An 18,697-nucleotide genomic window follows, 5' to 3' on the forward strand; every position below is an offset into this window, starting at 1 on the left:
GAGATAGGGCGATCATGGCAACGGTTCTGAAAGACAGCGCGAAAAAAGCCGCCAGCGTCGTGACCGCGCCCGCAAAGGGCCTCAAGACGCTGGCCGACAATGGCGGGGAACTGCACGGGCCAAGCCCCAACCCCGCCACCAACCTGATCATCGCCGATATCGTCCTGCGCACGGCAACTACAGTGATGCGGCGCAGTGTGGAACGCGGTGTGCTGGGAGCCAGCTACACCCCGAAAAAGGCCAAGTCGATCCTGAAGGGGCGGACCGTGGGCGAAACGCTGTTGCACGGCGCGCTTGCCCGAGTCGCGCTGGGATCGGTGCCGGGCGCGCTCGTCGTCGGCGGGGCGCTGGTGGCCAAGACCCTCTACGACCGCAGCCGCGCCCGGCAGGCCCGCGCGGAAGGCGCGGAGCAGCTGCGGGACATGGCAGAGGATGGCGCGGACGAGGCCTGAATGGGCCTGATCTGGGCGCGACAACGGGACTGACGCAGACGAATCCTTGATTCCCGCGCCAACCATCGGCATCGGGGGCCATGGTCCAGTCCTCTTCCCCAGAAACCACCGGCACGCTCGCACGGCGCGGCCTGATGTTCATCCTGTCCTCGCCCTCGGGCGCCGGCAAGACCACGATCGCGCGCATGCTGCTCGAACACGATCCGCAATTGCGCAACTCGGTGTCCTGCACCACCCGCCAACCCCGCCCCGGCGAAGTGGATGGAGAACATTATCACTTCATCACGCACGAACAGTTCGATGCCATGGTCGAAGCTGGCGAGTTCCTCGAATGGGCAACCGTCTTCGGGCAGAGCTACGGCACGCCAAAGGCGCAGGTTAAGGCCGGCCTCAAGGACGGTGTTGACTACATGTTCGACATCGACTGGCAGGGCACGCAGCAGCTTTACCAGAAGCTGGAGCGTGACGTGGTGCGCGTGTTCCTGCTGCCGCCCAGCATCGAGGAGCTGCGCCGCCGCCTGACCGGACGCGGAACCGACAGCGCCGAGGTGATCCACGCCCGCATGGAGCGTGCGCGCTCGGAAATCAGCCACTGGGACGGCTACGACTATGTCGTGGTCAACGACGATATCGCCAGCTGCTACGAAGAAGTGAAGAAGATCCTCCACGCAGAGCGCCTGCGCCGCGCGCGTCAGACCGGGCTAATCGGCTTCGTGCGTGAACTGATGCAGCCGGACGACTGAGGCTGCCGGCGGCAGCGGCAAAGATTGCGCAGGCGCGCGGAAGTTGCGCCGCAGACTTCTCTTGTCCCCGCCCCGATCTGCCTCTAGGCCGCCGAGCGAAAGATTCATCCCTTCGGAGACTACACTCATGGCAGATCTCGCCGCCCAGATCGAAGCCGCGTTCGACGCGCGCGACACCGTCACTCCCGCCAGCGCGGACGTGCGCAAGATCGTCGACGAGGCGCTGGAACTGCTTGATTCGGGCAAGGCCCGCGTCGCGGAGAAGGTGGACGGCGAATGGGTCGTCAACCAGTGGCTCAAGAAGGCGGTGCTGCTCAGCTTCCGCCTGAACGACAACGCCGTGGTCGAATATGGCGCTGCAGGCGCGCCTGCCTACGACAAGGTGCCGCTCAAGTTCGCAGGCTGGGACGATGCCCGCTTCAAGGCTGCCGGCGTGCGCGTTGTGCCGGGCGCCGTGGTGCGCCGCAGCGCCCACATCGCCAAGGGCGTGGTACTCATGCCCTCGTTCGTCAACCTTGGCGCCTACGTCGGAGAAGGCACCATGGTGGACACCTGGGCGACGGTCGGTTCGTGCGCACAGATCGGCAAGAATGTCCACATCTCGGGCGGTGCCGGCATCGGCGGCGTGCTTGAGCCGTTGCAGGCAGGCCCCGTCATCATCGAGGACGGCGCATTCATCGGCGCGCGTTCGGAAGTGGCCGAGGGCGTGATCGTGGGCGAAGGCGCGGTGCTGTCGATGGGCGTGTTCATCGGCGCATCGACCAAGATCGTCGACCGTGCGACCGGCGAAGTCCACATCGGCCGCGTCCCGCCCTATGCGGTGGTCGTCCCCGGCGCGATGCCCGGCAAGCCGTTGCCCGACGGCACCCCCGGCCCGTCACTCTACTGCGCCGTCATCGTCAAGACGGTGGACGCGCAGACCCGCTCGAAGACCGGCATCAACGAACTCCTGCGGGATTAAGCCCTGCAAATGCGGGACAGGCGGCGGAACTTCGGCCTGTCCCGGCGTGTTGTCGATTGAAAGGGTGTGGCCCTGCGCCACCCGCAATCGGAGAGACACGCCATGGAAACCCGTGGACAGGAAGTCCATCTCGACAAGCAGGAAGCCCGCAGCGGCGCCACCCCCGGCGTGGTGCGCTATGTCCTGCTCATCAGCCTTGCCCTTGTGATCATCGCGCTATCCGCGATCTGGCTCACCGGCGCATTGACCACGCCCGAGACCGGGGGCCACGCCGACACGCAAAAGGCGGTCGCCGAACAGCAAGACCAGGCGCAGTGACCCTCGCCTTGCGCAAGGGTATGCATGTCTGCTGGAACTGGGGCACCGGCAAAGCGTCAGGCCGCATTGCCGAACGCTTTGAGCGCCGCGTCAGCCGCACGATCGCCGGCAAGCGGATCGTCCGCAAGGGAACGCCCGAGAATCCTGCTTACATTGTCGAACAATCCGATGGCGGCAAAGTGCTGAAGCGCGCATCGGAACTGGAGCGCGCATGATGGACCTTGCGCGCTTCGTCGCGGCGCAAGAGCCGATCTTTCCTCAGGTTCGAGCCGAATTGTCCCACGGCCAGAAGCGCACCCACTGGATGTGGTTTGTTTTTCCGCAGGTCATTGGCCTTGGATCAAGCCCGATGGCGCGCCGCTATGCGATTGCGGATCTGGACGAAGCACGGGCGTACCTTGCCCACCCCATCCTTCGGCCAAGGTTGGAGGAGGCCACCCGTCTCGCGCTAGGCTGGGCCGGCCGGCGCAGCGCAGCGGCGATGCTGGGGCCCGTCGACGCGATGAAGTTCGGCAGTTCCATGACGCTTTTCGAAATCGCTGCGCTAGGTGACGACATTGTATCGCTGTTCGGCCATGCACTGGAGGCCTTCTGCCAGGGGCGGCGCGACCGGCGGACGCTGGAACTGCTCAATGTGTCCGACCCAAGCCCTTCGACCTTCGGGGAACTTTTGCAGCCTTTCCGTCGTTCCGGGTGACGGCCCGAAAAAAACGCGGCCATGAAGGCCGCCGTCGGGCTGACGGGAGAACAGTCATGTATCGTTCCGGTGACGAGGTTCATCTTGACGATGATGAAGCGCGCGGCGGCGCTACGCCACATATCGTGCGGTATGTGCTGATTACCAGCCTTATCCTGGCAATACTGGCCATGTCGACGATCTGGATTGCCCGCGCCTTGTCGGACAAGCCCAATCACACACCCGTGACGGCGGAGCAGCACGCGCTGGGAAACTGACATAACGGCGGGAAAGTGCGAGAAATGCCAGGAGCCGTCGTCGAATGCGATGATCAGCCACGCCCGAAGGCTGCGTCCTTCGCACCGCGTCAGAACCGTTCGTCCTCGACGTCCGATCCATCCGGTTTCGCCGGCGGCTCCTGTCAATCCGGTGGCCGAAACCACCGTCTCCTGTAGGAACGGCACTAGGCGCAATCTCTTGCCAACTCGTTAACGCGGCGCTTACCCTGATGCCGATTCAAACCATTACGGCCGCGAGGGCGCGCCATTGCGGCAACAGATCATCGAAGTTACCGCCGCGCGGCCCGGCAATGACCTGAAGACACACATGATCCGCGCCTGCGGCCAGATGTTCCGCAACCCGCTGCGCCGCCGCGCCCACACCGCCGATCACGAACAAGGCATCTAGCAGGCGATCGTCCAGCCCTTCGATCTCAGCTTCGGTGAACCCCAGTCGCAGCCAGTTGTTACGATAGTTGGGCAGCAATCGGTAATGCTCCAGTGCTCCTGCTGCCAGTGCGCGCGCCGCGTCAGGGTCGGCTTCCAGCACAACACCCTGTTCCGGGGCCAGCAGAGCGGCGGCCCCAAGGATATGCCGGGCCTGCCGAGTATGGGCGGGCATGACCAGATAAGGATGTGCGCCCCGTGTCCGCTCTGCCGCCAATGCGACCATCTTCGGACCAAGCGCGGCAAGACACAGGTTTTCACGCGGCATTCCGGCTGCGTCGAGACGGTCCAGAAAGTTCCGAGTCATTTCCAGCGGCTTGTTCCATGCCTCCCCGATAAGTGGGCCGTGACTGATGCCAAGGCCCAGCAGCGTGCGCGTGCGCCATTCATGCGGCAGCGCCAGAAACCATGCCGCCAGTTCCTGCGGATCGTGCTTCCAGATGTTGAGAATGCCGGTGGCGATGGTCATGCGCGAAGTCGCGGCAAGCAGCCTTTCCACATCAGCCGGGGCACCATCGTCGATCCCGCCGGGAATCCACAACGCACCATAGCCCAGGCGGTCCAGTTCCGCTGCAGCGGCGCTCGACTGTGCCTTGTCTCCAAAGCGCATTTCCATCGACCATAGCCCCAGCTTGCCGATAGCAGGTCCTGTCATGCCGCCCTCCTCTTCTCCGTCGCCGAGGATGCGGACGTGCTTGTGCTGCGGCAAGGATTCGCCCTGCCTTGGCGCGGGGCATCGCCGGGGCGGCCAATGGTCCATGCCCCGCACCTGTCCAAAGGGCTCGCTTGATCAGGTCCGACGCGCGGCATAGCCCTGCCTGATGGGAGAATTCGATTATATCATCGTCGGCGGAGGCAGCGCCGGCTGCGTCCTTGCCAACCGGCTGAGCGCCGCTCCGGATACCCGCGTGCTGCTGCTGGAGGCAGGCGGCAAGGATGACTACATCTGGATTCGTGTGCCGGTGGGATATCTCTACTGCATCGGCAACCCACGCACCGACTGGTGCCTTTCGACCGAGGCAGAGGAAAGGCTTGGCGGGCGCGCCCTGAAGTATCCGCGCGGGCGGGTGCTGGGCGGCTGTTCTTCCATCAATGGCATGATCTACATGCGCGGGCAGGCTGCCGACTACGACGGGTGGCGTCAGGCGGGAAATCTCGGCTGGGGCTGGGAAGATGTGCTGCCCTATTTCACGCGGGCAGAGGATCACTACGAGGGCGCCAGCAGCTTCCACGGCGGCGGCGGAGAAATCCGGGTGGAAAAGCAGCGCCTGCGCTGGGATATCCTTGAGGCATTCCGCGATGCCTGCGAGCAGAACGGCATTCCGCATTCTCGGGATTTCAACACCGGCGACAACGAAGGCGCGGGCTTCTTCCAGGTAACCCAGCGCAGCGGCTGGCGCTGGAGCGCGGCGGACGCCTTTCTCAAGCCGGTGCGATCGCGCAGCAACCTCAAGGTAGTGACAGGCGCCGCGGTCGATCGCGTCATCGTCGAAGCGGGGCGCGCATCGGGCGTCATCTATTCCATCGGTAATGAGCGCCATACGGCGCTGACGCGCGGGGAAGTGGTACTGGCGGCAGGTGCGATCGGCTCGCCAGCGATCCTCGAACGCAGCGGGATCGGTGATGCACAGCGTCTGGCAGACATCGGCATTGCTCCGGTGCTGAACCGCCCGGAAGTCGGCGCGAATCTTCAGGATCATCTGCAATTGCGCTGCGCGTACCGCGTATCAGGCGTAGCCACGCTCAATGCGCGCGCGGGCAACCTATTGGGCAAGGCGCTGATCGGGCTGGAATATGCGCTGCGGCGAACCGGGCCGATGGCGATGGCACCAAGCCAGTTGGGCGTCTTCACCCGCAGCCACGCGCGCTATGCCACGCCCAACCTGGAATATCACGTCCAGCCGCTGAGCCTCGCTGCGTTCGGAGGCGCCCTCGACCCCTTCCCCGCCTTCACCGCCAGCGTCTGCAACCTCCGGCCCGAAAGCAGGGGTACGACCCGTATCAGAGCTGCCGATCCCGCTGCAGCGCCCTCGATCCAGCCCAACTACCTTTCCACCGAAGAAGACCGGCGCGTCGCCGCCGAAGCGATCCGCATCACCCGCGCCATGGTCTCGCAGCCAGCACTGGCCCGCTATCACCCCGAAGAGGTACGCCCCGGCCTTGCTTTCGAAACCGAGGATGACCTGCAACGCGCCGCGGGGGACATCGGCACTACCATCTTCCATCCCGTCGGCACGGCGGCGATGGGCAGCGTGGTGGACGCAAGGCTTCGCGTACACGGGTTGGACAGCCTGCGCGTGATCGATGCCTCGATCATGCCGACGATCACCTCGGGCAACACCAATGCACCGACGATGATGATCGCTGAAAAGGGCGCCGAGATGCTACTGGAAAGGACCTGACCCCTCAGGCCAGAAATTCGCGCGTGCGGTTAACGATCTCACCCACATAGTCGCGGGGATCGCGGCCGCTGGCGGCAGCGGCCATCAGGGGTACTTCCAGCCCGAGAACCCGGCCGCGGGGCAGAGCCTCGACGAATTCGCGCAAGGGCAGTTCGCCCTGCCCCGGAATCATCCGTCCGCTCATGGCCTCGGCCATATAGTTGTCGTCACCTTTGCGCGGCACGTCGCAAAGCTGGACATGCCCGATCAGCGCAGGGTCAAGCTCAGCCACCTCTCGCACCGTCCCGCCCGAACGGAAAAAGTGCATGGTGTCGATCAACACAGTGGCTTTGCCCGCGCCGATATAATCGACCGCCTCCAGTGCTTCTGCCAAGGACCGGATCGTGAAGACCGGGGTAAACTCAATCGAGAATTCCATGCCGCGCTCGCCCGCCATCCCGGCCAGCGCTGCCATTTGGTCGAAGGCGCGGGGGCGTTCCACTCCCATATCGACCGCGTTTATGCGCAGCGCACCAAGATCAGCGAAGATGTCCATGTCGCCAGCCCGCTCGGCCGCGTCGAGTTGCGCCGAAACACCAAGCCCCTCAGCGATGCTGATAGCGATTCCCCGGTCGGCCAGAACCGCCTTAACCTCTCGCCGCAGCACCGGATCGTCGCGCAGGGACCATGCGGGATAGCCGTGCGGATTGAACCGGTCAGGCAATTGGGAAAGGCCCATCGACACCGCTTTGCAGCCCAGATCGGCGGCAAGTATCACGTGTTCAACCGGGCCGAGCCCCAGCACAGTTAGCAGTTCGATACCCAGTGGATGCGGCATGGTCGCGATTCCCTCTCCCGTCGTGGCCGACATACCGCGTGGGCGACATGCACGAAACGATATTCCGGCATGGATCTGCCGTCAGCGCAGCACGCCAGCCCGCTGCTTGTCCCAGGCGAACCACAAAAGACCCAGAGCAATCGCCCAAATGAGCACGGACATCGCCAGCATTTCCGGCGTAGTCATGCTCGGCGGAAGTCCAACGGTAAATTGCCAGGCCTGCGAAACCGCCAGCCCCAGGATCGAACCCGCAAAGGCGCTTGTCGCCCAACGCGACCTGACAAGCAGTAGAAGTGAGCCCAAAAGCCCGCCCCCGACCCCAAGGGCCCAGGGCAACAACGTCCACGTCGGCGCGGAATCAAGCCAATCGATGACCTCAACCGGCATTTGGGCCAGATACGCCGGATTGCGCGACGCAGTCATCGTGAAGTCCAGGCATCCGAAACCATTCCACAACACCGCCGCGACGGCGATCAGCCAGTAGGCCCGGCCCTGCGCCTTTCCTTGTCCGCCCGCCATTGCCGCCTTCTTGCCAAATTTTCGGAAAGGCGAAGAATAGTCGGCTCACGAGCCCGATGCAATTCGTCTCACAAGTGGCTAAGTAGCCTTCATGGCCGACCTTTTCGCCGATGACCTGCCCGCCCCTGACGACATGCGTGAGGATGCCCCTCTTGCCGACCGCCTGCGCCCCCGCGACCTGACAGAAATCGTCGGGCAGGAACACCTGACCGGCCCGGAAGGCGCAATCGGCAGAATGGTGGCAGCCGGTCGCCTGTCCTCGATGATCCTGTGGGGACCACCGGGCACGGGCAAAACAAGTATAGCGCGCCTTCTGGCCGATGCGGTCGGCATGCGCTTTGCAGCCGTTTCTGCCGTATTCTCGGGCGTTGCCGATTTGAAGAAGGCCTTTGCCGAAGCCGACGTCGCCGCAAAGGCGGGCCAGCGCACCCTGCTTTTCGTGGATGAAATCCACCGCTTCAACCGTGCCCAGCAGGACGGCTTCCTACCCTTTGTAGAGCGCGGCACCGTCACACTCGTCGGCGCCACGACCGAGAATCCCAGCTTCGCCCTCAACGCAGCATTGCTCAGTCGTGCGCAGGTGCTGATTCTCCACCGCCTCGGCCCCGAAGCGCTTGAGGCGCTGGTCGACAAGGGCGAAGCTCTGGAAGGCCCGCTACCCGTGACCCCAGAAGCACGCGAGGCATTGATCGCCTCCGCTGACGGCGATGGCCGCTTCCTGCTCAATCAAGCCGAAACACTCTATGCTGCAAAGATACCAGAACCGCTCGACCCGGCCGGTCTCGGGCAGTTCCTGCAACGGCGAGTGGCCGTCTACGACAAGGATCGTGACGGCCACTACAATCTCATAAGTGCGCTGCACAAATCGATAAGAGGGTCGGACCCGCAAGCCGCTCTTTATTATATGGCCCGCATGCTCACTGCGGGCGAGGAACCGCTGTTCGTGCTGCGCCGGTTGGTTCGCATGGCCAGCGAAGACATCGGACTCGCCGACCCGCAGGCGCTATTGCAATGCTTGGCCGCCAAGCAGGCATACGAGTTTCTGGGCTCACCGGAGGGCGAACTGGCAATCGTGCAGGCCTGCCTTTACGTGGCGACCGCGCCAAAATCGAACGCCGCCTATATGGCGTTCAAATCCTCGTTCAAGGCGGCGCGGGAAACCGGATCACTCAGCCCTCCGGCTAACATCCTCAACGCCCCGACCAAGCTGATGAAGGACATCGGCTATGGGAAGGATTACGCCTACGACCACGACGCTCCGGACGCGTTCTCGGGCGATGACTACTGGCCCGAAGAAATGGGACCGCAGACATTCTACGAGCCCGTGGAGCGAGGTTTCGAGCGCGAAGTGCGCAAACGTCTGGAATGGTGGGAGAAAAAACGGGTCGAGCGCCGAGGCGGATAAAATGCGCTTCCGTAATTTCATGGCCATCGACTGGTCCGGCGCGCAAGGCCAGCGGCAGAAGGGCATTGCGGTTGCCCAGTGCTCACCCGGTGATGACCCTCCGCACCTGCTGAAACCCGCCACTCGTGGTTACTGGTCACGAGAGGACGTGCTTGATCTTCTGCTCAACGACTTGCCGCCACAAACCTTGATCGGCATCGATCTGGGCATCTCGCTGCCCTTCGCCGATGCCGGCGCATTCTTTCCCGGTTGGGAGGGCAGCCCTGCCGATGCGCGCATGCTTTGGGCCCTGATAGACGATATTTGCGCCGATGACCCGCATTTGTCGGCCGGCAGCTTTGTTGATCACGCCACGCTCAGCACTTACTTCCGCCGCCATGGCGGCCGCGAAGGTGCGAACTTCCACCTGCCCGGTGCGCTCCACAAACGCGGTCGGATGCGCATCACCGAGGAGGCTCAGGCGCGTGCCGGATGTCGCCCCTACTCCAACTTCAACCTGGTAGGTGCGGCGCAAGTCGGCAAGTCCAGCCTCACCGGGATGCGGCTGCTACACCGGCTGCAAGGGCGCCTGCCCGTCTGGCCAATAGATCCTCTCCCAAAGACCGGCTCGGTTCTGACGGAAATCTACACCGCGCTCGCTGCTGTAGAGGCCGGGCGCCCCTCCGGCCGCACCAAGATGACGGACTATGGCGCCCTTAATGCAGCGCTCGCCGGGCTAGGCTCCGCCCCAGTCATGAATCAAGGCCCCATCGACGACCACAGCGCAGACGCCCTCCTGACCGCGGCATGGCTGCGCATAGCCGCTTCCCGCACGGAACTGTGGCAGCCAGCCGAACTCTCGCCCGAACTGGCGCGCACTGAAGGCTGGACGTTCGGAGCGCTTTGACCAATTTCGCACTGATCTCCATTTTCCGGAACTTACTTATACAAAGAGCCAGCTGGCCACAGCCAGCTGGCTCTTTGTATAAGTAAGTTCCGACAGGGGGTGCCGGTCTTTCCCGACTGTCAGGCTTTGTGATCAGGCTGTTCAGCCCAAGCACAAAGCCATAATGTAATTACGAACCGTTCGACTTGCTGTCGTTGTCGTCGACCAGGATGATGGTCCCGGCGATCGCGCCTCCAAGTGCGAGGAGCAACCACGGCCCCGGCTCGGCCTTGTTCTTCGCGGCTACGCGAGTTGAGGCTCGCTCACCGAGGCCGGAAAGATTTGAAATCTTGCCTGCCGATGCGCCTGCTGTCGTCCCGGCATTCGCAGCGACAGGCGCTACAACCATTGCGGCAGCAGTGAGTGCAGTAAGCACATTCTTGACCATCGCATGTCCCTTCTTGATGTTAGCATCTTCCCTCGTAAGGGTCGTCAATTATTGACGATCGTGTAAGCCATCAGAACGCAAATGGCTCCGGCATTCTACTGCGTTACTTTTTTCGAGGCAACTTGCAGCACATACTTCAGGTAGTTTAAACTGATTTTGAAAGGCTGATCCCAGTTGCAAGACAGCCTTGCGCGATTAAACTCATGGTTATCCCCAGCCTGCAAGTTGACCGAACCCACGGGAATGTCGGGATGAGTCGAACCGACTTGACGGATGGTCCGCCCCGACATAGGCGAATTGCGCGGAAACGCTGGCCTTCAATGGCGCGCCGGCTTAGCTCAGTTGGTAGAGCACCTGATTTGTAAGCGCCGAACAAATGGCGGAATTCTGCCACTTTCCTACATCACTGTGCCTTAGAATGTGACACGCGGCGCGTTTTACGCGGCTGAAGCATGGCTCCTACCCGATCGAACGCGGTGTCCTTTGCATCCGGTTTGATGTGGGCATAGCGCATGGTCACAGCGACGGTGCTGTGACCGAGGGCATCGCAGATGTCCGCAAGATCAGCGCCACTCATGCGCGCCCAGCTGGCGAACGTATGGCGCAGATCGTGGAAGTGGAAATCGACCAGCCCGGCCGCCTTGACGGCCGCTGCAAAGCGCTTCCTGAAATTGGTGGCATCGAACACCTTGCCGATGCGATCCTTTGGCGCCGTGCGTCCAAGGACGGCGGCGAGCGGCGGGGAGATGCGCACCGCCAGCGGCTTGCGCCCCTTCGTTCGCGGGATAGTGATCGTCCTGCGGCCGAGATCGATCTGATGCCATTCGAGGCCGAGGATGTTGTCCTTGCGCAGCCCGGTGGTCACAGCCGCGACGATGATAGCCTGAACGCTGGCGTGCGCACCCTGTAGCAACCGGGTGTACTCGTCCTCGCCCGCGAATCGCACGCGGTGCTCGGGCTCGGCCATGCGCAGGCGCTTCCATGCCAGCGCCGGGATTTGCTGGCCGTGCATTTCGTTTGCCCAGGTTAGCGCCGCTTTCAGGTAGGCGAGGTCCCGGTTTACGGTGGAGGGGCTGACGGTGCCGAACTCCCGGTCGCCAACCTTGATCATCCCGCCGCGCCGAAGCGAACGGAAGTCCATCACGAGCGAGTTGGTGATGCCAATGATCTCGGTGTCGGCACCGAAGTGCGCGCTCAGGATTTCGAGCGATCGGAAGATATCGTCCTCGGTCGCCTGGTGCTGGCCATGGTCTTCCCAGTAGGCGGCAAAGCACTCGCGAATGCGCCATGCGGCCGGGCGGCTCAGCCCGGCGCGCATTTTCTGCTCGGTTTCGGCCTCGACTAGCCGCGCTTTCCTCTCGTTCGTTTCGCCCGTACTGCCTCGAAATCGAGGACGGCCGGGGATCGAGATCGACATCCAGAAGTGCGGGGAGCCTTTGCGGCGGTAGATCGGCATGTGCGCTGGCTTTCGACAAAGGCTTGAAGATCGTCGAGCGTATACCTGATTCCCGACTTCATCTGGACGTACGTAATTTTTCCCTCTTGCCGCAAGGCGCGTAGGGTTCGGCTGCATATGGCCAGCCATTTGGCGGCCTCGCCCTCGGTCATGAGCGGAGGTGGCATATGGACGCGCTCTGCGTTCACCCTTCACCCCCGTTCTGGCGGGCGCGGGCGTCATCAATGTAAGCGTCTACTTCGCTAGGCCCGTAGCGAACTCCCGAGAACTCGTCCGGTACGCCGATATAAAAATTGTGGGGCGGGCAGCTATGATCCCGGAGCCATCGGTAACGTGCTGCGTCCAGCGTCTCTTGATCGGAGGAGGTTGGGTGGGCGTAGAGCGGATGTGTTTCTACCGGATCATGGCCGTTCCACCGCTCCGGCGCGACGCCATACCTGCTAACCCTCCGGCCCATGTAATCGTGATGAACGTATCGCCACGCCACCGGTTCGCCTGCCGCCGGGGTCGGACCGGGTTGGCAGGCAAGCGCAGCCTTTGCCATCTTGAACGTGGCGTAATGGTCGCCAACGTCATCCAGCTCCATGTCGCACTTGTCCAAGTCTTGGCGCTGGATTGCCCAGATTGCGCACGCTGCCTTCCGCAGCGCTTCGGGGTCGATGTCAGCCATTCTCGGCCTCCCTGGCGGTCACCGGCACGCCGACGTAGAGCGGGTCTTCGGAGTACCCTTGCTCGCGCAGGCGCACCGCGTAATCGGTGTTGCGGTTGAAGATCAGCTCGGCATCGCCGTGCTTATTGGCGTAGAGCCACGCCTTCGGAGGGCCGGGATCGGCGCGCAGAAGGCCGTTCCACATGGCGTACTGGTGGTCCTGCCCGCCCATGGAGGTGGACAGGCCGCAGTCGCGGCACGCGATGGACTGGGCACCGCGCTGGTCGGCCTTGTAGTGCACGCGCGTGCTGCGGCAGGCCGGGTTCGGGCACGGCTTCAATTCGGGCAGCGGCGGCAGCTGCATATGGTCGCACGGATCGAGGCGGTCACCGCCGTGATCCTTGAAGCCGGTGTCGTCGCACAGCAGGCAGTGAGGCGCGGGGCGCGGCGGTGCTAACGGGATAGCCGCTGTGCAGTCGCAGGGGTCTATGCTGACGTAGGAGACGCCCAGGGTGCCTGTGTCATTGCAGCGGGTGCAGTTGGGCTGGGTCATTTCGGATAGTCCCCTTCCCGCTCCAGTCGCAGGCGGCATGGGGCGATCCAGCGCTTGCGGGTGTCGGCCGGAGCGGCATCGCGCTTGAGCCAAATGAAGGCGGAGTAGCTGGTTGCCGTGCTCGCCTTCGTGCCCGGCTTGGCGGCGGCCGGGTCGATCGCGCCGGCGCGGACAAGACGGCCCTTGAGCATCACCACGCGCTCGCTGAACTGAAGCTCGAAGCTGGGCGGATGCGGGATGAACATTTCCGCAGCGCGGGTCTGCCCTTCGGAGAACGACGTGCGGGCAATCACCGACACGCCTACGCGGCTGAGGCGCTGGGCGCGCTCGATGAACTCTCGGGCGAGGCGGAATGGCGGATTGATGAAGGTCCAATCCGTATGGTCCCAATGACTGTCGGGGCCGAACAGGTAGTCCTTCACAGGGAAGCCGTGCCCATAGTCGTGCACGTCGCTGGCCATAACGTAGCCGAACACCTCCCGCAGCGGCTTCACCATGTGGCCGCGATTCGCGCAGGGTTCCCGGCAATCCGACATGGCGAGGTCGAAGCCAAGGCCGGTGACGAATTCGCAGATGGCGCGCGTGGCCCACGGCGGGGTGGGGAAGTCGTCGAGGCTGTCGTGTGGTTCGGCGCGCTGCTGCATGACCGCGCTGCTCGTGTTCTGGCCGGTCATCCGCCGTTCCTCGATCGGATTTCGGCGATGGCAGCGAGCTGGTGCTCTGCACGGGCGCGGCGATGCGGGTTGTCCGACTGAAGGGCGAGGCGCGATGTGTGCTCCACCGGGCCGTACCTGTCAGTCAGAACCGCGCCGTGTTTGAGCGCAGCCGCCTTCTTGCTCAGGCTGATGTCGAAGTGCACCCACGATGCATGGCGGTGCTTTCCGAACGACAGCGACGGGTGGCCCTGTATCCATTTGCGTTGGACGCCGATGGAATCGACCATGGCGAGCAGTTCTTCCAGCGTGTCGGCCCACAGGTGACACATCACCATGTTACCGAAGCGGTGGCGGACGTCGTCGACGTAGCAGGTCATGCCGCCAATACCCCCGGGTACTGGGCCAGATCGCTGGCCATGTTCGCGCGGATGAGCGCCTCGGCTACGGGCGGGCAGACGCTGTTGCCGATCATGCGGATCTGCGCAGCCTTGGAGAGGCGCTGCTCGATCCACTTGCCGCGAATGAACTGGCGCACGATGGGATCAAGGACATAGCTGTCCGGGAAGCCTTGAGCGCGGGCCAGCTCGCGCGGGGTGAGCATGCGCAGACCGATATCGACGATCACATAGGTGACCGCATCGATCGTCACCGTCACCACGGCATAGCGCGGCAGCGTCGTGATGGTGTCGAAAGGCTTCTCTACCGACTGGCTGGTGGCGGAGCCGTAGTATTTCACGAGGAAGGCAGCGACCTTTACCGCGCGCTCCATCATGGCGGGCGGCAAGTCGCCTTCCTCGATCAGCGTCGTCTCGACGACCCGCTGCTGGGTTCCTCTGGTAGTGATCGTGCTGAGCGGACGGGCTGCCGATCGGCCGGTGCTGTTGACGTTTCTTGGGCCGCCGTTCGCCTGCTCGATATGCGCGCAGACAATCGCCTGGTGCTGTCCGCCGGACGTGACTGTCTTCGCCGGCATTCGGATATCACCGCCGCTGGCAGTCCTGTTACTCCCCCTGAAATGGGTAAGGAACGCGGCGACCTGCGCGTGGCGTGGAGCACCGGCCATGACAGCATCCAGCGGTTCCGCAACCGACTTGCCCCGGCTGTTTTCCGCGAACTTCTCAAGGCTGATCGCAGCGGCATCCACGAGTGCGTATTCCCCGCCCTTGGCCGTGGTGATGGTCCTCAGTGGCTCGCGCGTGGTCCACGTGCGGGACGGGTTCCACTTGCTGTTGGTGACCGGCACGATGAAGGGATCGGCCGCCTCTACCACGTGGCGCATGACTCCATGGGCGACGCGGCGGTTCGTATTCTCCGCCAGACCCCGGTCGCGGTCGAAGATCGACGGGCACGGAATGCTCCAGTCGATGCACTCGGCCGCTGTGCGGTAGGGCAGCAGCTTGCTCTTGATGACGCGGTTGTCGTTCGCCGGCGCATGGGTCGGCTTCGGCCACACGATCGGCTTTCCGTCGCTGCGCATCACGATATAGAGCCGCTTGCGCGAGGTGGGTGTGCCGTAGTCGCAGGCGCGCAGCTCGCGCCACTGAACTCGGTAGCCGAGGACGCGGATCGCGCGAATCCAGCGCTGGAATTCCTTGCCCTTCAGTTCGGGAATGATCCGACCGCCTTCGTCGAGCGGCCCCCACTGCTGCATTTCCTCGACGTTCTCGACGAAGCACATCTTGGGGCGGGTATCGCGCAGCCACGGGAGGATTTCGTCAGGCAGCTGGCGAATGTTCCGGTTCTTGACCGGGCCGCCCTTAGCCTTGCTGTGCTCCTTGCAGTCCGGCGAGAACCACGCGCCCCACACAGGCCGGAACCGCGTTGCCGCCAACGGCCAGGTGATCTTGATATCCTGACAGTGGTGCTCGGTCGTCGCGTGGTTTGCCCGGTGGATGGCGATTGCGCGCGGATCGTGGTTGATCGCGATGTCCACGTCGCGGCCAATCGCGGCGGCGATACCGGTGCTGGCCCCGCCGCCGCCGGCAAAGCCATCGACCCATATGCCCAGCGCTGCGGTGGCCGCGCCCAGCGGGGAGAGCACGGCGGATGCGGCAGCCATCATGCGACGCCTCCCGCCAGCATGGCCTGCCGGAGTTCGACCTTGCGCGCGATGATGCGCTGCCAAGTGTCTTCGTCGAGCAGTTCGATGACGGCGGCCTTCAGCGCGTCGAACTCGATGTCGTGGCGCACCGTCTTCATGTGTCGGTTGATCAGGCCGAGGCGGTTGCTGAAGCCCTGGATGCGCAGGCCGAGGACGGAAATGCCGTTCGTGTCGCGCTGGCGCTTGGCGGCTACCAGTTCCTGTTCGGCGCGGCACTTCTCGTGCAGCAGGCGGCGGCGTTCCGCCTCGCACTGGGGCAGCGTCATGTTGGCCAGATCGGGCAGCAGATCGTCCTGCACGCGGCGGGCGACCGGCTGCCCGTCGATCTCGTGGACCTTGTGGTAGCGCTGCTGGGACCGGGAAGCGTGCTTGTACATCAGACGCGCGCCTCCAGCGTCGCACGGGCCTCTCCGGCCGACATGCAGGTGCGCAGCAGCGCGTAATCCTCCTGAAGGTGCTCGGGGCAGTCGGGCCAGATCGGCGGGCGTCCCCGGCTGCGCGTCGCCATGGCCACGGCGTTGGCGGCCTGGCGTGCACGGCGTTCCTCGGTCGGAAGCTTCACGCCCCAGCGCGCGAGGTTCACCGCGAGCGAATTGCGGGCGATGCCGAACCGGCGGGCGACCTGATCCAAGGATGCTCCGCCGAGGTACGCTTGGGTGATGCGGTGCCTGCGCTGCCACTGGCGGGAGCGCTGGAACGCGCGGGCGCTCTTAATCGGCATACCGGGCCGTCCTTTCGATTTCAGGGGGATTGCCCGGCACGCGGGCGTTGTAGGCAACGATCGTCTCCCGGATCGGCGTGCCGTCCGAGTAGGTGAACAACTGCTGTTCCGCGTCCCACCGTCCGCTGTGCGGCCTGTTCGCGTCGTCGCGCAGGCAATGGCCCCGGCCGTTGTAGGCGCCCTCGTCGAGCGGGATGACGCGGAAGTGGGTCACGACGGCATGCCGTTGTGTTCGGTGCCGTCGCGATCCAGTAAGCGACCGGCGCGCTTCTTGCCGATCTTCATCATCTGCATGGAATTGCGATGGCCGCTGGCGAAGATGCCGTTAGCCGGATCTTCGCCGTGCGCCCGCGACCAGCAGTCCAGATCGAACCGCCGACCAGTGCCCCACAAGATGCATTGCTCGACCTTGCAGCGGCGAGGGCCTTCGAAATACTTCGGCTGCTGATAAAGGAATTCGTCCATCTCGTCGGTGTCGGGCATCGCGCAGACGGGAGCCCATTCGCCCCACTGCTTGAAGAAGAACGGCACCCCGGCCTCCGCGCACTGGTCGCGCAGGTTCCATGCCCACTGGGGATGCATCGGTCGGGCGCCGTGACCGCTTTCACCGCCGACGACGACCCAGTCGATATGCGGGTCGGGGTCGCCGTAGATACCGGTAATCGTCTCTTCGGCATCCCAATGAAGGCCGGTCAGAGCATCGACGCCCGCGAGGCCATCGGCCGCCTCGCCCGGGCGCGTGCGCAGGGTGATGTCGGTCAGATCGACCGGGCCTAGAAGTGGTTCGCACGAGAGCCAGCGGACAGCGGCAGGCGTGGCGAGCAGATCGGGAATGCGCTCCTCGGCGCGCTGCTGATCCTCGACCGACACGCCCAGCCACACGTTCGGCAGCGGCCATGCAATCCGAGAGGGATATTCCGCATCCGGCTCGTCCCTGCGCCAGCAAACATGGGCGCAGCCGCCATCGACCGTCCAAGCGGTCAGCGCCCCAACGTGGCGCCACCATTCCTTCATCTTCGCATTGAAGCGGCGAGAGTTGGCGCGAGAGAACTCAGGTCCGTCATCGGACGTCGGGCGGGCCTGCCAGATGGCGTGCGCGGCCACGCATATGCGTCGGACCAAGCCCTTCGCCGACAGATAACCCCTCATTCGGTCCGCGCGCTTCGTCAGCACCTGAAAGGTGTGCTGCGGGCACAGGGCCATGACGGCGAACACCTGGTCTATCCATTCGTCCGGGACGGACTCGTGGAACAGGTCGGAGGTGGAGCACACGAAGATGAGGCGCGGCTTGCGCCACGACAGCGGCTTCAGCAGCTCGGCGTCGACGAACCGGACGACGCCGGTCCAGCGATGATCCTTGCCCTGCGGTGTGCTGACAATCGTCGCCAGCCCCTCGCCCCACTGGCCGGGGTCGGAAAACCGCGCGGCCATGATCTCCGCATAGCAGTTCCGGCAACCCTCGCTCGCGCGGGTGCAGCCCTTGACCGGCGTCCACGTCGCGTCGGTCCATTCGATGGCGGTGCGGTCAGCCATTGGCGGAATCCTCCGCCGGAATGTGCCCGTCGATATCGAGGACGGTCAGGCTGCACTGGTCCTGCAGGAAGTGGTCGCAGGCCGCAGCGAGACGACCGACTGCGCTGACGTATTCCGCGTTCAGCTGGTCGGTCTGCGGGTAGCTGTCGGCCTCGATCCGCGCAGTGCGCAACAGCGCCTCGGCCAGCACGGCAACGGGCTCCGGGTCGCCGAAGGGCGAGAAGCCATCCGCGCCTTCACGATGGAAGCGCAGCAGCTCGGACGCGCCGCTGATGGCGAGTTCACCGGCGATCAGCGCGTAACGCTGGTGGCCGGGCGTGATGAGGGTGTCAGGCAGGGTGTCAGCCATGACGGCGGCGCCCACGAGGCGGGTTGATGCCGCCGCCATCTACATCGACGCCACGTTCCATCAGGGCATCGCGCCAGAGCGCGCGCATCTCTTCGGTGCAGTGCTCCATGGCATCCAGCCACGTGGGGCCGCGACCGTGCTCCATGTTGAAGGTCATCTGGTAATAGATGCTCTGCGCGTTGTGCGGCAGTTCCGGCTCGTGGTCGCTGGCGCACACCTGGCACTTGTCCGGGTGGGGCGGCAGGACGAACATCGTGTGTTCCGTCATCGCTGGTGCTCCGGTGGATTGTGTGAGGATCGCCGCCGCCCGGAGGGGCAATTCTTGGCGGCGGCGATCCTCGTGCAGGC

27 protein-coding genes are annotated in these 18,697 nt (G+C 64.2%); 10 read left to right on the forward strand and 17 right to left on the reverse strand.

All coding sequences use genetic code 11. From position 1 onward, the window contains the following. Nucleotides 1-14: 14 nt before the first annotated feature. From A8V01_RS23310 to A8V01_RS23340, 7 genes are all read left to right on the forward strand, one after another. Nucleotides 15-452, forward strand: a complete 438-nt coding sequence (locus A8V01_RS23310) for a hypothetical protein (RefSeq protein WP_103098640.1) — start codon at nucleotides 15-17, stop codon at nucleotides 450-452. Between the two features lie 80 nt (nucleotides 453-532). Beyond that, on the forward strand, nucleotides 533-1,195 hold the full coding sequence (gmk, locus tag A8V01_RS23315; RefSeq protein WP_103098641.1) for a guanylate kinase: 663 nt from the start codon (nucleotides 533-535) through the stop codon (nucleotides 1,193-1,195). Between the two features lie 127 nt (nucleotides 1,196-1,322). Further along, entirely contained in the window at nucleotides 1,323-2,156 is an 834-nt protein-coding gene (dapD, locus tag A8V01_RS23320) for a 2,3,4,5-tetrahydropyridine-2,6-dicarboxylate N-succinyltransferase (protein WP_103098642.1), read from the forward strand. A 102-nt stretch (nucleotides 2,157-2,258) separates the two neighbouring features. Then, complete coding sequence (locus A8V01_RS23325) at nucleotides 2,259-2,474, forward strand: hypothetical protein (protein ID WP_103098643.1); 216 nt, start codon at nucleotides 2,259-2,261, stop codon at nucleotides 2,472-2,474. Then, the gene (locus tag A8V01_RS23330; RefSeq protein ID WP_245892792.1) at nucleotides 2,471-2,689 is read left to right on the forward strand and encodes a hypervirulence associated TUDOR domain-containing protein; all 219 of its coding nucleotides are present in this window, start codon (nucleotides 2,471-2,473) and stop codon (nucleotides 2,687-2,689) included. Before A8V01_RS23325 ends, A8V01_RS23330 begins: the two co-directional genes overlap by 4 nt. Further along, nucleotides 2,686-3,171 (forward strand): DUF1810 domain-containing protein, encoded by a 486-nt coding sequence (locus tag A8V01_RS23335; protein ID WP_103098645.1) that lies wholly within the window; start codon nucleotides 2,686-2,688, stop codon nucleotides 3,169-3,171. The genes A8V01_RS23330 and A8V01_RS23335 overlap by 4 nt, the downstream gene beginning before the upstream one ends. Nucleotides 3,172-3,227: 56 nt before the next feature. After that, nucleotides 3,228-3,428: a hypothetical protein gene (locus A8V01_RS23340; protein ID WP_103098646.1), complete on the forward strand. Its 201-nt coding sequence runs from the start codon at nucleotides 3,228-3,230 to the stop codon at nucleotides 3,426-3,428. 238 nt (nucleotides 3,429-3,666) lie between these two features. On the opposite strand, the gene A8V01_RS23345 is transcribed toward A8V01_RS23340, so the two are convergent. Continuing rightward, nucleotides 3,667-4,530 carry a TIGR03620 family F420-dependent LLM class oxidoreductase gene (locus A8V01_RS23345; protein ID WP_103098783.1) on the reverse strand — a complete coding sequence of 288 codons (864 nt, stop codon included), beginning with the start codon at nucleotides 4,528-4,530 and terminating at the stop codon, nucleotides 3,667-3,669. A 166-nt stretch (nucleotides 4,531-4,696) separates the two neighbouring features. Between A8V01_RS23345 and A8V01_RS23350 the strand changes: the two genes are divergently transcribed. Beyond that, complete coding sequence (locus tag A8V01_RS23350; protein WP_103098647.1) at nucleotides 4,697-6,277, forward strand: GMC family oxidoreductase; 1,581 nt, start codon at nucleotides 4,697-4,699, stop codon at nucleotides 6,275-6,277. A gap of 4 nt (nucleotides 6,278-6,281) precedes the next feature. Here the strand turns inward: A8V01_RS23350 and A8V01_RS23355 are convergent, their stop codons facing one another. Continuing rightward, nucleotides 6,282-7,094 (reverse strand): sugar phosphate isomerase/epimerase family protein, encoded by an 813-nt coding sequence (locus A8V01_RS23355; protein WP_103098784.1) that lies wholly within the window; start codon nucleotides 7,092-7,094, stop codon nucleotides 6,282-6,284. 81 nt (nucleotides 7,095-7,175) lie between these two features. Continuing rightward, complete coding sequence (locus tag A8V01_RS23360) at nucleotides 7,176-7,613, reverse strand: hypothetical protein (RefSeq protein WP_103098648.1); 438 nt, start codon at nucleotides 7,611-7,613, stop codon at nucleotides 7,176-7,178. Between the two features lie 91 nt (nucleotides 7,614-7,704). Between A8V01_RS23360 and A8V01_RS23365 the strand changes: the two genes are divergently transcribed. Together A8V01_RS23365 and A8V01_RS23370 are read left to right on the forward strand one after the other, a co-directional pair. Next, entirely contained in the window at nucleotides 7,705-9,018 is a 1,314-nt protein-coding gene (locus A8V01_RS23365) for a replication-associated recombination protein A (protein ID WP_103098649.1), read from the forward strand. Between the two features lies 1 nt (nucleotide 9,019). Then, on the forward strand, nucleotides 9,020-9,904 hold the full coding sequence (locus A8V01_RS23370; RefSeq protein ID WP_103098650.1) for a hypothetical protein: 885 nt from the start codon (nucleotides 9,020-9,022) through the stop codon (nucleotides 9,902-9,904). Nucleotides 9,905-10,073: 169 nt separating this feature from the next. Here the strand turns inward: A8V01_RS23370 and A8V01_RS23375 are convergent, their stop codons facing one another. The 14 genes from A8V01_RS23375 to A8V01_RS23440 form a co-directional block, all read right to left on the reverse strand. Then, nucleotides 10,074-10,331 carry a hypothetical protein gene (locus tag A8V01_RS23375; protein WP_103098785.1) on the reverse strand — a complete coding sequence of 86 codons (258 nt, stop codon included), beginning with the start codon at nucleotides 10,329-10,331 and terminating at the stop codon, nucleotides 10,074-10,076. A 403-nt stretch (nucleotides 10,332-10,734) separates the two neighbouring features. Continuing rightward, the gene (locus A8V01_RS23380) at nucleotides 10,735-11,787 is read right to left on the reverse strand and encodes a tyrosine-type recombinase/integrase (RefSeq protein ID WP_103098651.1); all 1,053 of its coding nucleotides are present in this window, start codon (nucleotides 11,785-11,787) and stop codon (nucleotides 10,735-10,737) included. Continuing rightward, nucleotides 11,673-11,954 carry a helix-turn-helix domain-containing protein gene (locus tag A8V01_RS29825; RefSeq protein WP_425437356.1) on the reverse strand — a complete coding sequence of 94 codons (282 nt, stop codon included), beginning with the start codon at nucleotides 11,952-11,954 and terminating at the stop codon, nucleotides 11,673-11,675. Before A8V01_RS29825 ends, A8V01_RS23380 begins: the two co-directional genes overlap by 115 nt. Before the next feature lie 17 nt (nucleotides 11,955-11,971). Continuing rightward, a complete protein-coding gene (locus A8V01_RS23390) occupies nucleotides 11,972-12,457 on the reverse strand; it encodes a hypothetical protein (RefSeq protein WP_103098653.1) in 486 nt (161 codons plus the stop codon). Next, nucleotides 12,450-12,989 (reverse strand): hypothetical protein, encoded by a 540-nt coding sequence (locus tag A8V01_RS23395; RefSeq protein ID WP_103098654.1) that lies wholly within the window; start codon nucleotides 12,987-12,989, stop codon nucleotides 12,450-12,452. The genes A8V01_RS23390 and A8V01_RS23395 overlap by 8 nt, the downstream gene beginning before the upstream one ends. Beyond that, nucleotides 12,986-13,663, reverse strand: coding sequence for a methyltransferase (locus tag A8V01_RS23400; RefSeq protein ID WP_103098655.1), 678 nt, complete (start codon nucleotides 13,661-13,663; stop codon nucleotides 12,986-12,988). Before A8V01_RS23400 ends, A8V01_RS23395 begins: the two co-directional genes overlap by 4 nt. Further along, on the reverse strand, nucleotides 13,660-14,022 hold the full coding sequence (locus A8V01_RS23405) for a DUF4031 domain-containing protein (protein WP_103098656.1): 363 nt from the start codon (nucleotides 14,020-14,022) through the stop codon (nucleotides 13,660-13,662). The genes A8V01_RS23400 and A8V01_RS23405 overlap by 4 nt, the downstream gene beginning before the upstream one ends. Continuing rightward, complete coding sequence (locus A8V01_RS23410; RefSeq protein WP_245892793.1) at nucleotides 14,019-15,707, reverse strand: DNA cytosine methyltransferase; 1,689 nt, start codon at nucleotides 15,705-15,707, stop codon at nucleotides 14,019-14,021. The genes A8V01_RS23405 and A8V01_RS23410 overlap by 4 nt, the downstream gene beginning before the upstream one ends. Beyond that, complete coding sequence (locus A8V01_RS23415; RefSeq protein WP_103098657.1) at nucleotides 15,704-16,123, reverse strand: hypothetical protein; 420 nt, start codon at nucleotides 16,121-16,123, stop codon at nucleotides 15,704-15,706. The genes A8V01_RS23410 and A8V01_RS23415 overlap by 4 nt, the downstream gene beginning before the upstream one ends. After that, nucleotides 16,123-16,467, reverse strand: coding sequence for a hypothetical protein (locus A8V01_RS23420; RefSeq protein WP_146037355.1), 345 nt, complete (start codon nucleotides 16,465-16,467; stop codon nucleotides 16,123-16,125). The genes A8V01_RS23415 and A8V01_RS23420 overlap by 1 nt, the downstream gene beginning before the upstream one ends. Next, nucleotides 16,457-16,681, reverse strand: coding sequence for a hypothetical protein (locus A8V01_RS23425; protein ID WP_103098659.1), 225 nt, complete (start codon nucleotides 16,679-16,681; stop codon nucleotides 16,457-16,459). The genes A8V01_RS23420 and A8V01_RS23425 overlap by 11 nt, the downstream gene beginning before the upstream one ends. After that, on the reverse strand, nucleotides 16,678-18,000 hold the full coding sequence (locus tag A8V01_RS23430) for a DUF5131 family protein (RefSeq protein ID WP_103098660.1): 1,323 nt from the start codon (nucleotides 17,998-18,000) through the stop codon (nucleotides 16,678-16,680). Before A8V01_RS23430 ends, A8V01_RS23425 begins: the two co-directional genes overlap by 4 nt. Then, nucleotides 17,993-18,349, reverse strand: coding sequence for a hypothetical protein (locus A8V01_RS23435; RefSeq protein ID WP_146037356.1), 357 nt, complete (start codon nucleotides 18,347-18,349; stop codon nucleotides 17,993-17,995). The genes A8V01_RS23430 and A8V01_RS23435 overlap by 8 nt, the downstream gene beginning before the upstream one ends. Further along, on the reverse strand, nucleotides 18,342-18,617 hold the full coding sequence (locus A8V01_RS23440) for a hypothetical protein (protein WP_103098662.1): 276 nt from the start codon (nucleotides 18,615-18,617) through the stop codon (nucleotides 18,342-18,344). The genes A8V01_RS23435 and A8V01_RS23440 overlap by 8 nt, the downstream gene beginning before the upstream one ends. Nucleotides 18,618-18,697 lie beyond the last annotated feature (80 nt).

The organism is Novosphingobium guangzhouense, from assembly GCF_002896965.1.
Taxonomy (GTDB): domain Bacteria; phylum Pseudomonadota; class Alphaproteobacteria; order Sphingomonadales; family Sphingomonadaceae; genus Novosphingobium; species Novosphingobium guangzhouense.

Excerpts from the sequence above, each read along its gene's own strand:
- A8V01_RS23410 (WP_245892793.1), bottom strand. The coding sequence starts at position 15,707 with ATGATGGCTGCCGCATCCGCCGTGCTCTCCCCGCTGGGCGCGGCCACC.
- A8V01_RS23345 (WP_103098783.1), bottom strand. The coding sequence starts at position 4,530 with ATGACAGGACCTGCTATCGGCAAGCTGGGGCTATGGTCGATGGAAATG.
- A8V01_RS23380 (WP_103098651.1), bottom strand. The coding sequence starts at position 11,787 with ATGCCGATCTACCGCCGCAAAGGCTCCCCGCACTTCTGGATGTCGATC.
- A8V01_RS23355 (WP_103098784.1), bottom strand. The coding sequence starts at position 7,094 with ATGCCGCATCCACTGGGTATCGAACTGCTAACTGTGCTGGGGCTCGGC.
- A8V01_RS23365 (WP_103098649.1), top strand. The coding sequence starts at position 7,705 with ATGGCCGACCTTTTCGCCGATGACCTGCCCGCCCCTGACGACATGCGT.
- A8V01_RS23420 (WP_146037355.1), bottom strand. The coding sequence starts at position 16,467 with ATGCCGATTAAGAGCGCCCGCGCGTTCCAGCGCTCCCGCCAGTGGCAG.
- A8V01_RS23310 (WP_103098640.1), top strand. The coding sequence starts at position 15 with ATGGCAACGGTTCTGAAAGACAGCGCGAAAAAAGCCGCCAGCGTCGTG.
- gmk (WP_103098641.1), top strand. The coding sequence starts at position 533 with ATGGTCCAGTCCTCTTCCCCAGAAACCACCGGCACGCTCGCACGGCGC.
- A8V01_RS23325 (WP_103098643.1), top strand. The coding sequence starts at position 2,259 with ATGGAAACCCGTGGACAGGAAGTCCATCTCGACAAGCAGGAAGCCCGC.
- A8V01_RS23370 (WP_103098650.1), top strand. The coding sequence starts at position 9,020 with ATGCGCTTCCGTAATTTCATGGCCATCGACTGGTCCGGCGCGCAAGGC.
- A8V01_RS23435 (WP_146037356.1), bottom strand. The coding sequence starts at position 18,349 with ATGGCTGACACCCTGCCTGACACCCTCATCACGCCCGGCCACCAGCGT.
- A8V01_RS29825 (WP_425437356.1), bottom strand. The coding sequence starts at position 11,954 with ATGCCACCTCCGCTCATGACCGAGGGCGAGGCCGCCAAATGGCTGGCC.
- A8V01_RS23400 (WP_103098655.1), bottom strand. The coding sequence starts at position 13,663 with ATGACCGGCCAGAACACGAGCAGCGCGGTCATGCAGCAGCGCGCCGAA.
- A8V01_RS23375 (WP_103098785.1), bottom strand. The coding sequence starts at position 10,331 with ATGGTCAAGAATGTGCTTACTGCACTCACTGCTGCCGCAATGGTTGTA.
- A8V01_RS23440 (WP_103098662.1), bottom strand. The coding sequence starts at position 18,617 with ATGACGGAACACACGATGTTCGTCCTGCCGCCCCACCCGGACAAGTGC.
- A8V01_RS23335 (WP_103098645.1), top strand. The coding sequence starts at position 2,686 with ATGATGGACCTTGCGCGCTTCGTCGCGGCGCAAGAGCCGATCTTTCCT.
- dapD (WP_103098642.1), top strand. The coding sequence starts at position 1,323 with ATGGCAGATCTCGCCGCCCAGATCGAAGCCGCGTTCGACGCGCGCGAC.
- A8V01_RS23340 (WP_103098646.1), top strand. The coding sequence starts at position 3,228 with ATGTATCGTTCCGGTGACGAGGTTCATCTTGACGATGATGAAGCGCGC.
- A8V01_RS23395 (WP_103098654.1), bottom strand. The coding sequence starts at position 12,989 with ATGACCCAGCCCAACTGCACCCGCTGCAATGACACAGGCACCCTGGGC.
- A8V01_RS23390 (WP_103098653.1), bottom strand. The coding sequence starts at position 12,457 with ATGGCTGACATCGACCCCGAAGCGCTGCGGAAGGCAGCGTGCGCAATC.
- A8V01_RS23360 (WP_103098648.1), bottom strand. The coding sequence starts at position 7,613 with ATGGCGGGCGGACAAGGAAAGGCGCAGGGCCGGGCCTACTGGCTGATC.
- A8V01_RS23415 (WP_103098657.1), bottom strand. The coding sequence starts at position 16,123 with ATGTACAAGCACGCTTCCCGGTCCCAGCAGCGCTACCACAAGGTCCAC.
- A8V01_RS23350 (WP_103098647.1), top strand. The coding sequence starts at position 4,697 with ATGGGAGAATTCGATTATATCATCGTCGGCGGAGGCAGCGCCGGCTGC.
- A8V01_RS23430 (WP_103098660.1), bottom strand. The coding sequence starts at position 18,000 with ATGGCTGACCGCACCGCCATCGAATGGACCGACGCGACGTGGACGCCG.
- A8V01_RS23405 (WP_103098656.1), bottom strand. The coding sequence starts at position 14,022 with ATGACCTGCTACGTCGACGACGTCCGCCACCGCTTCGGTAACATGGTG.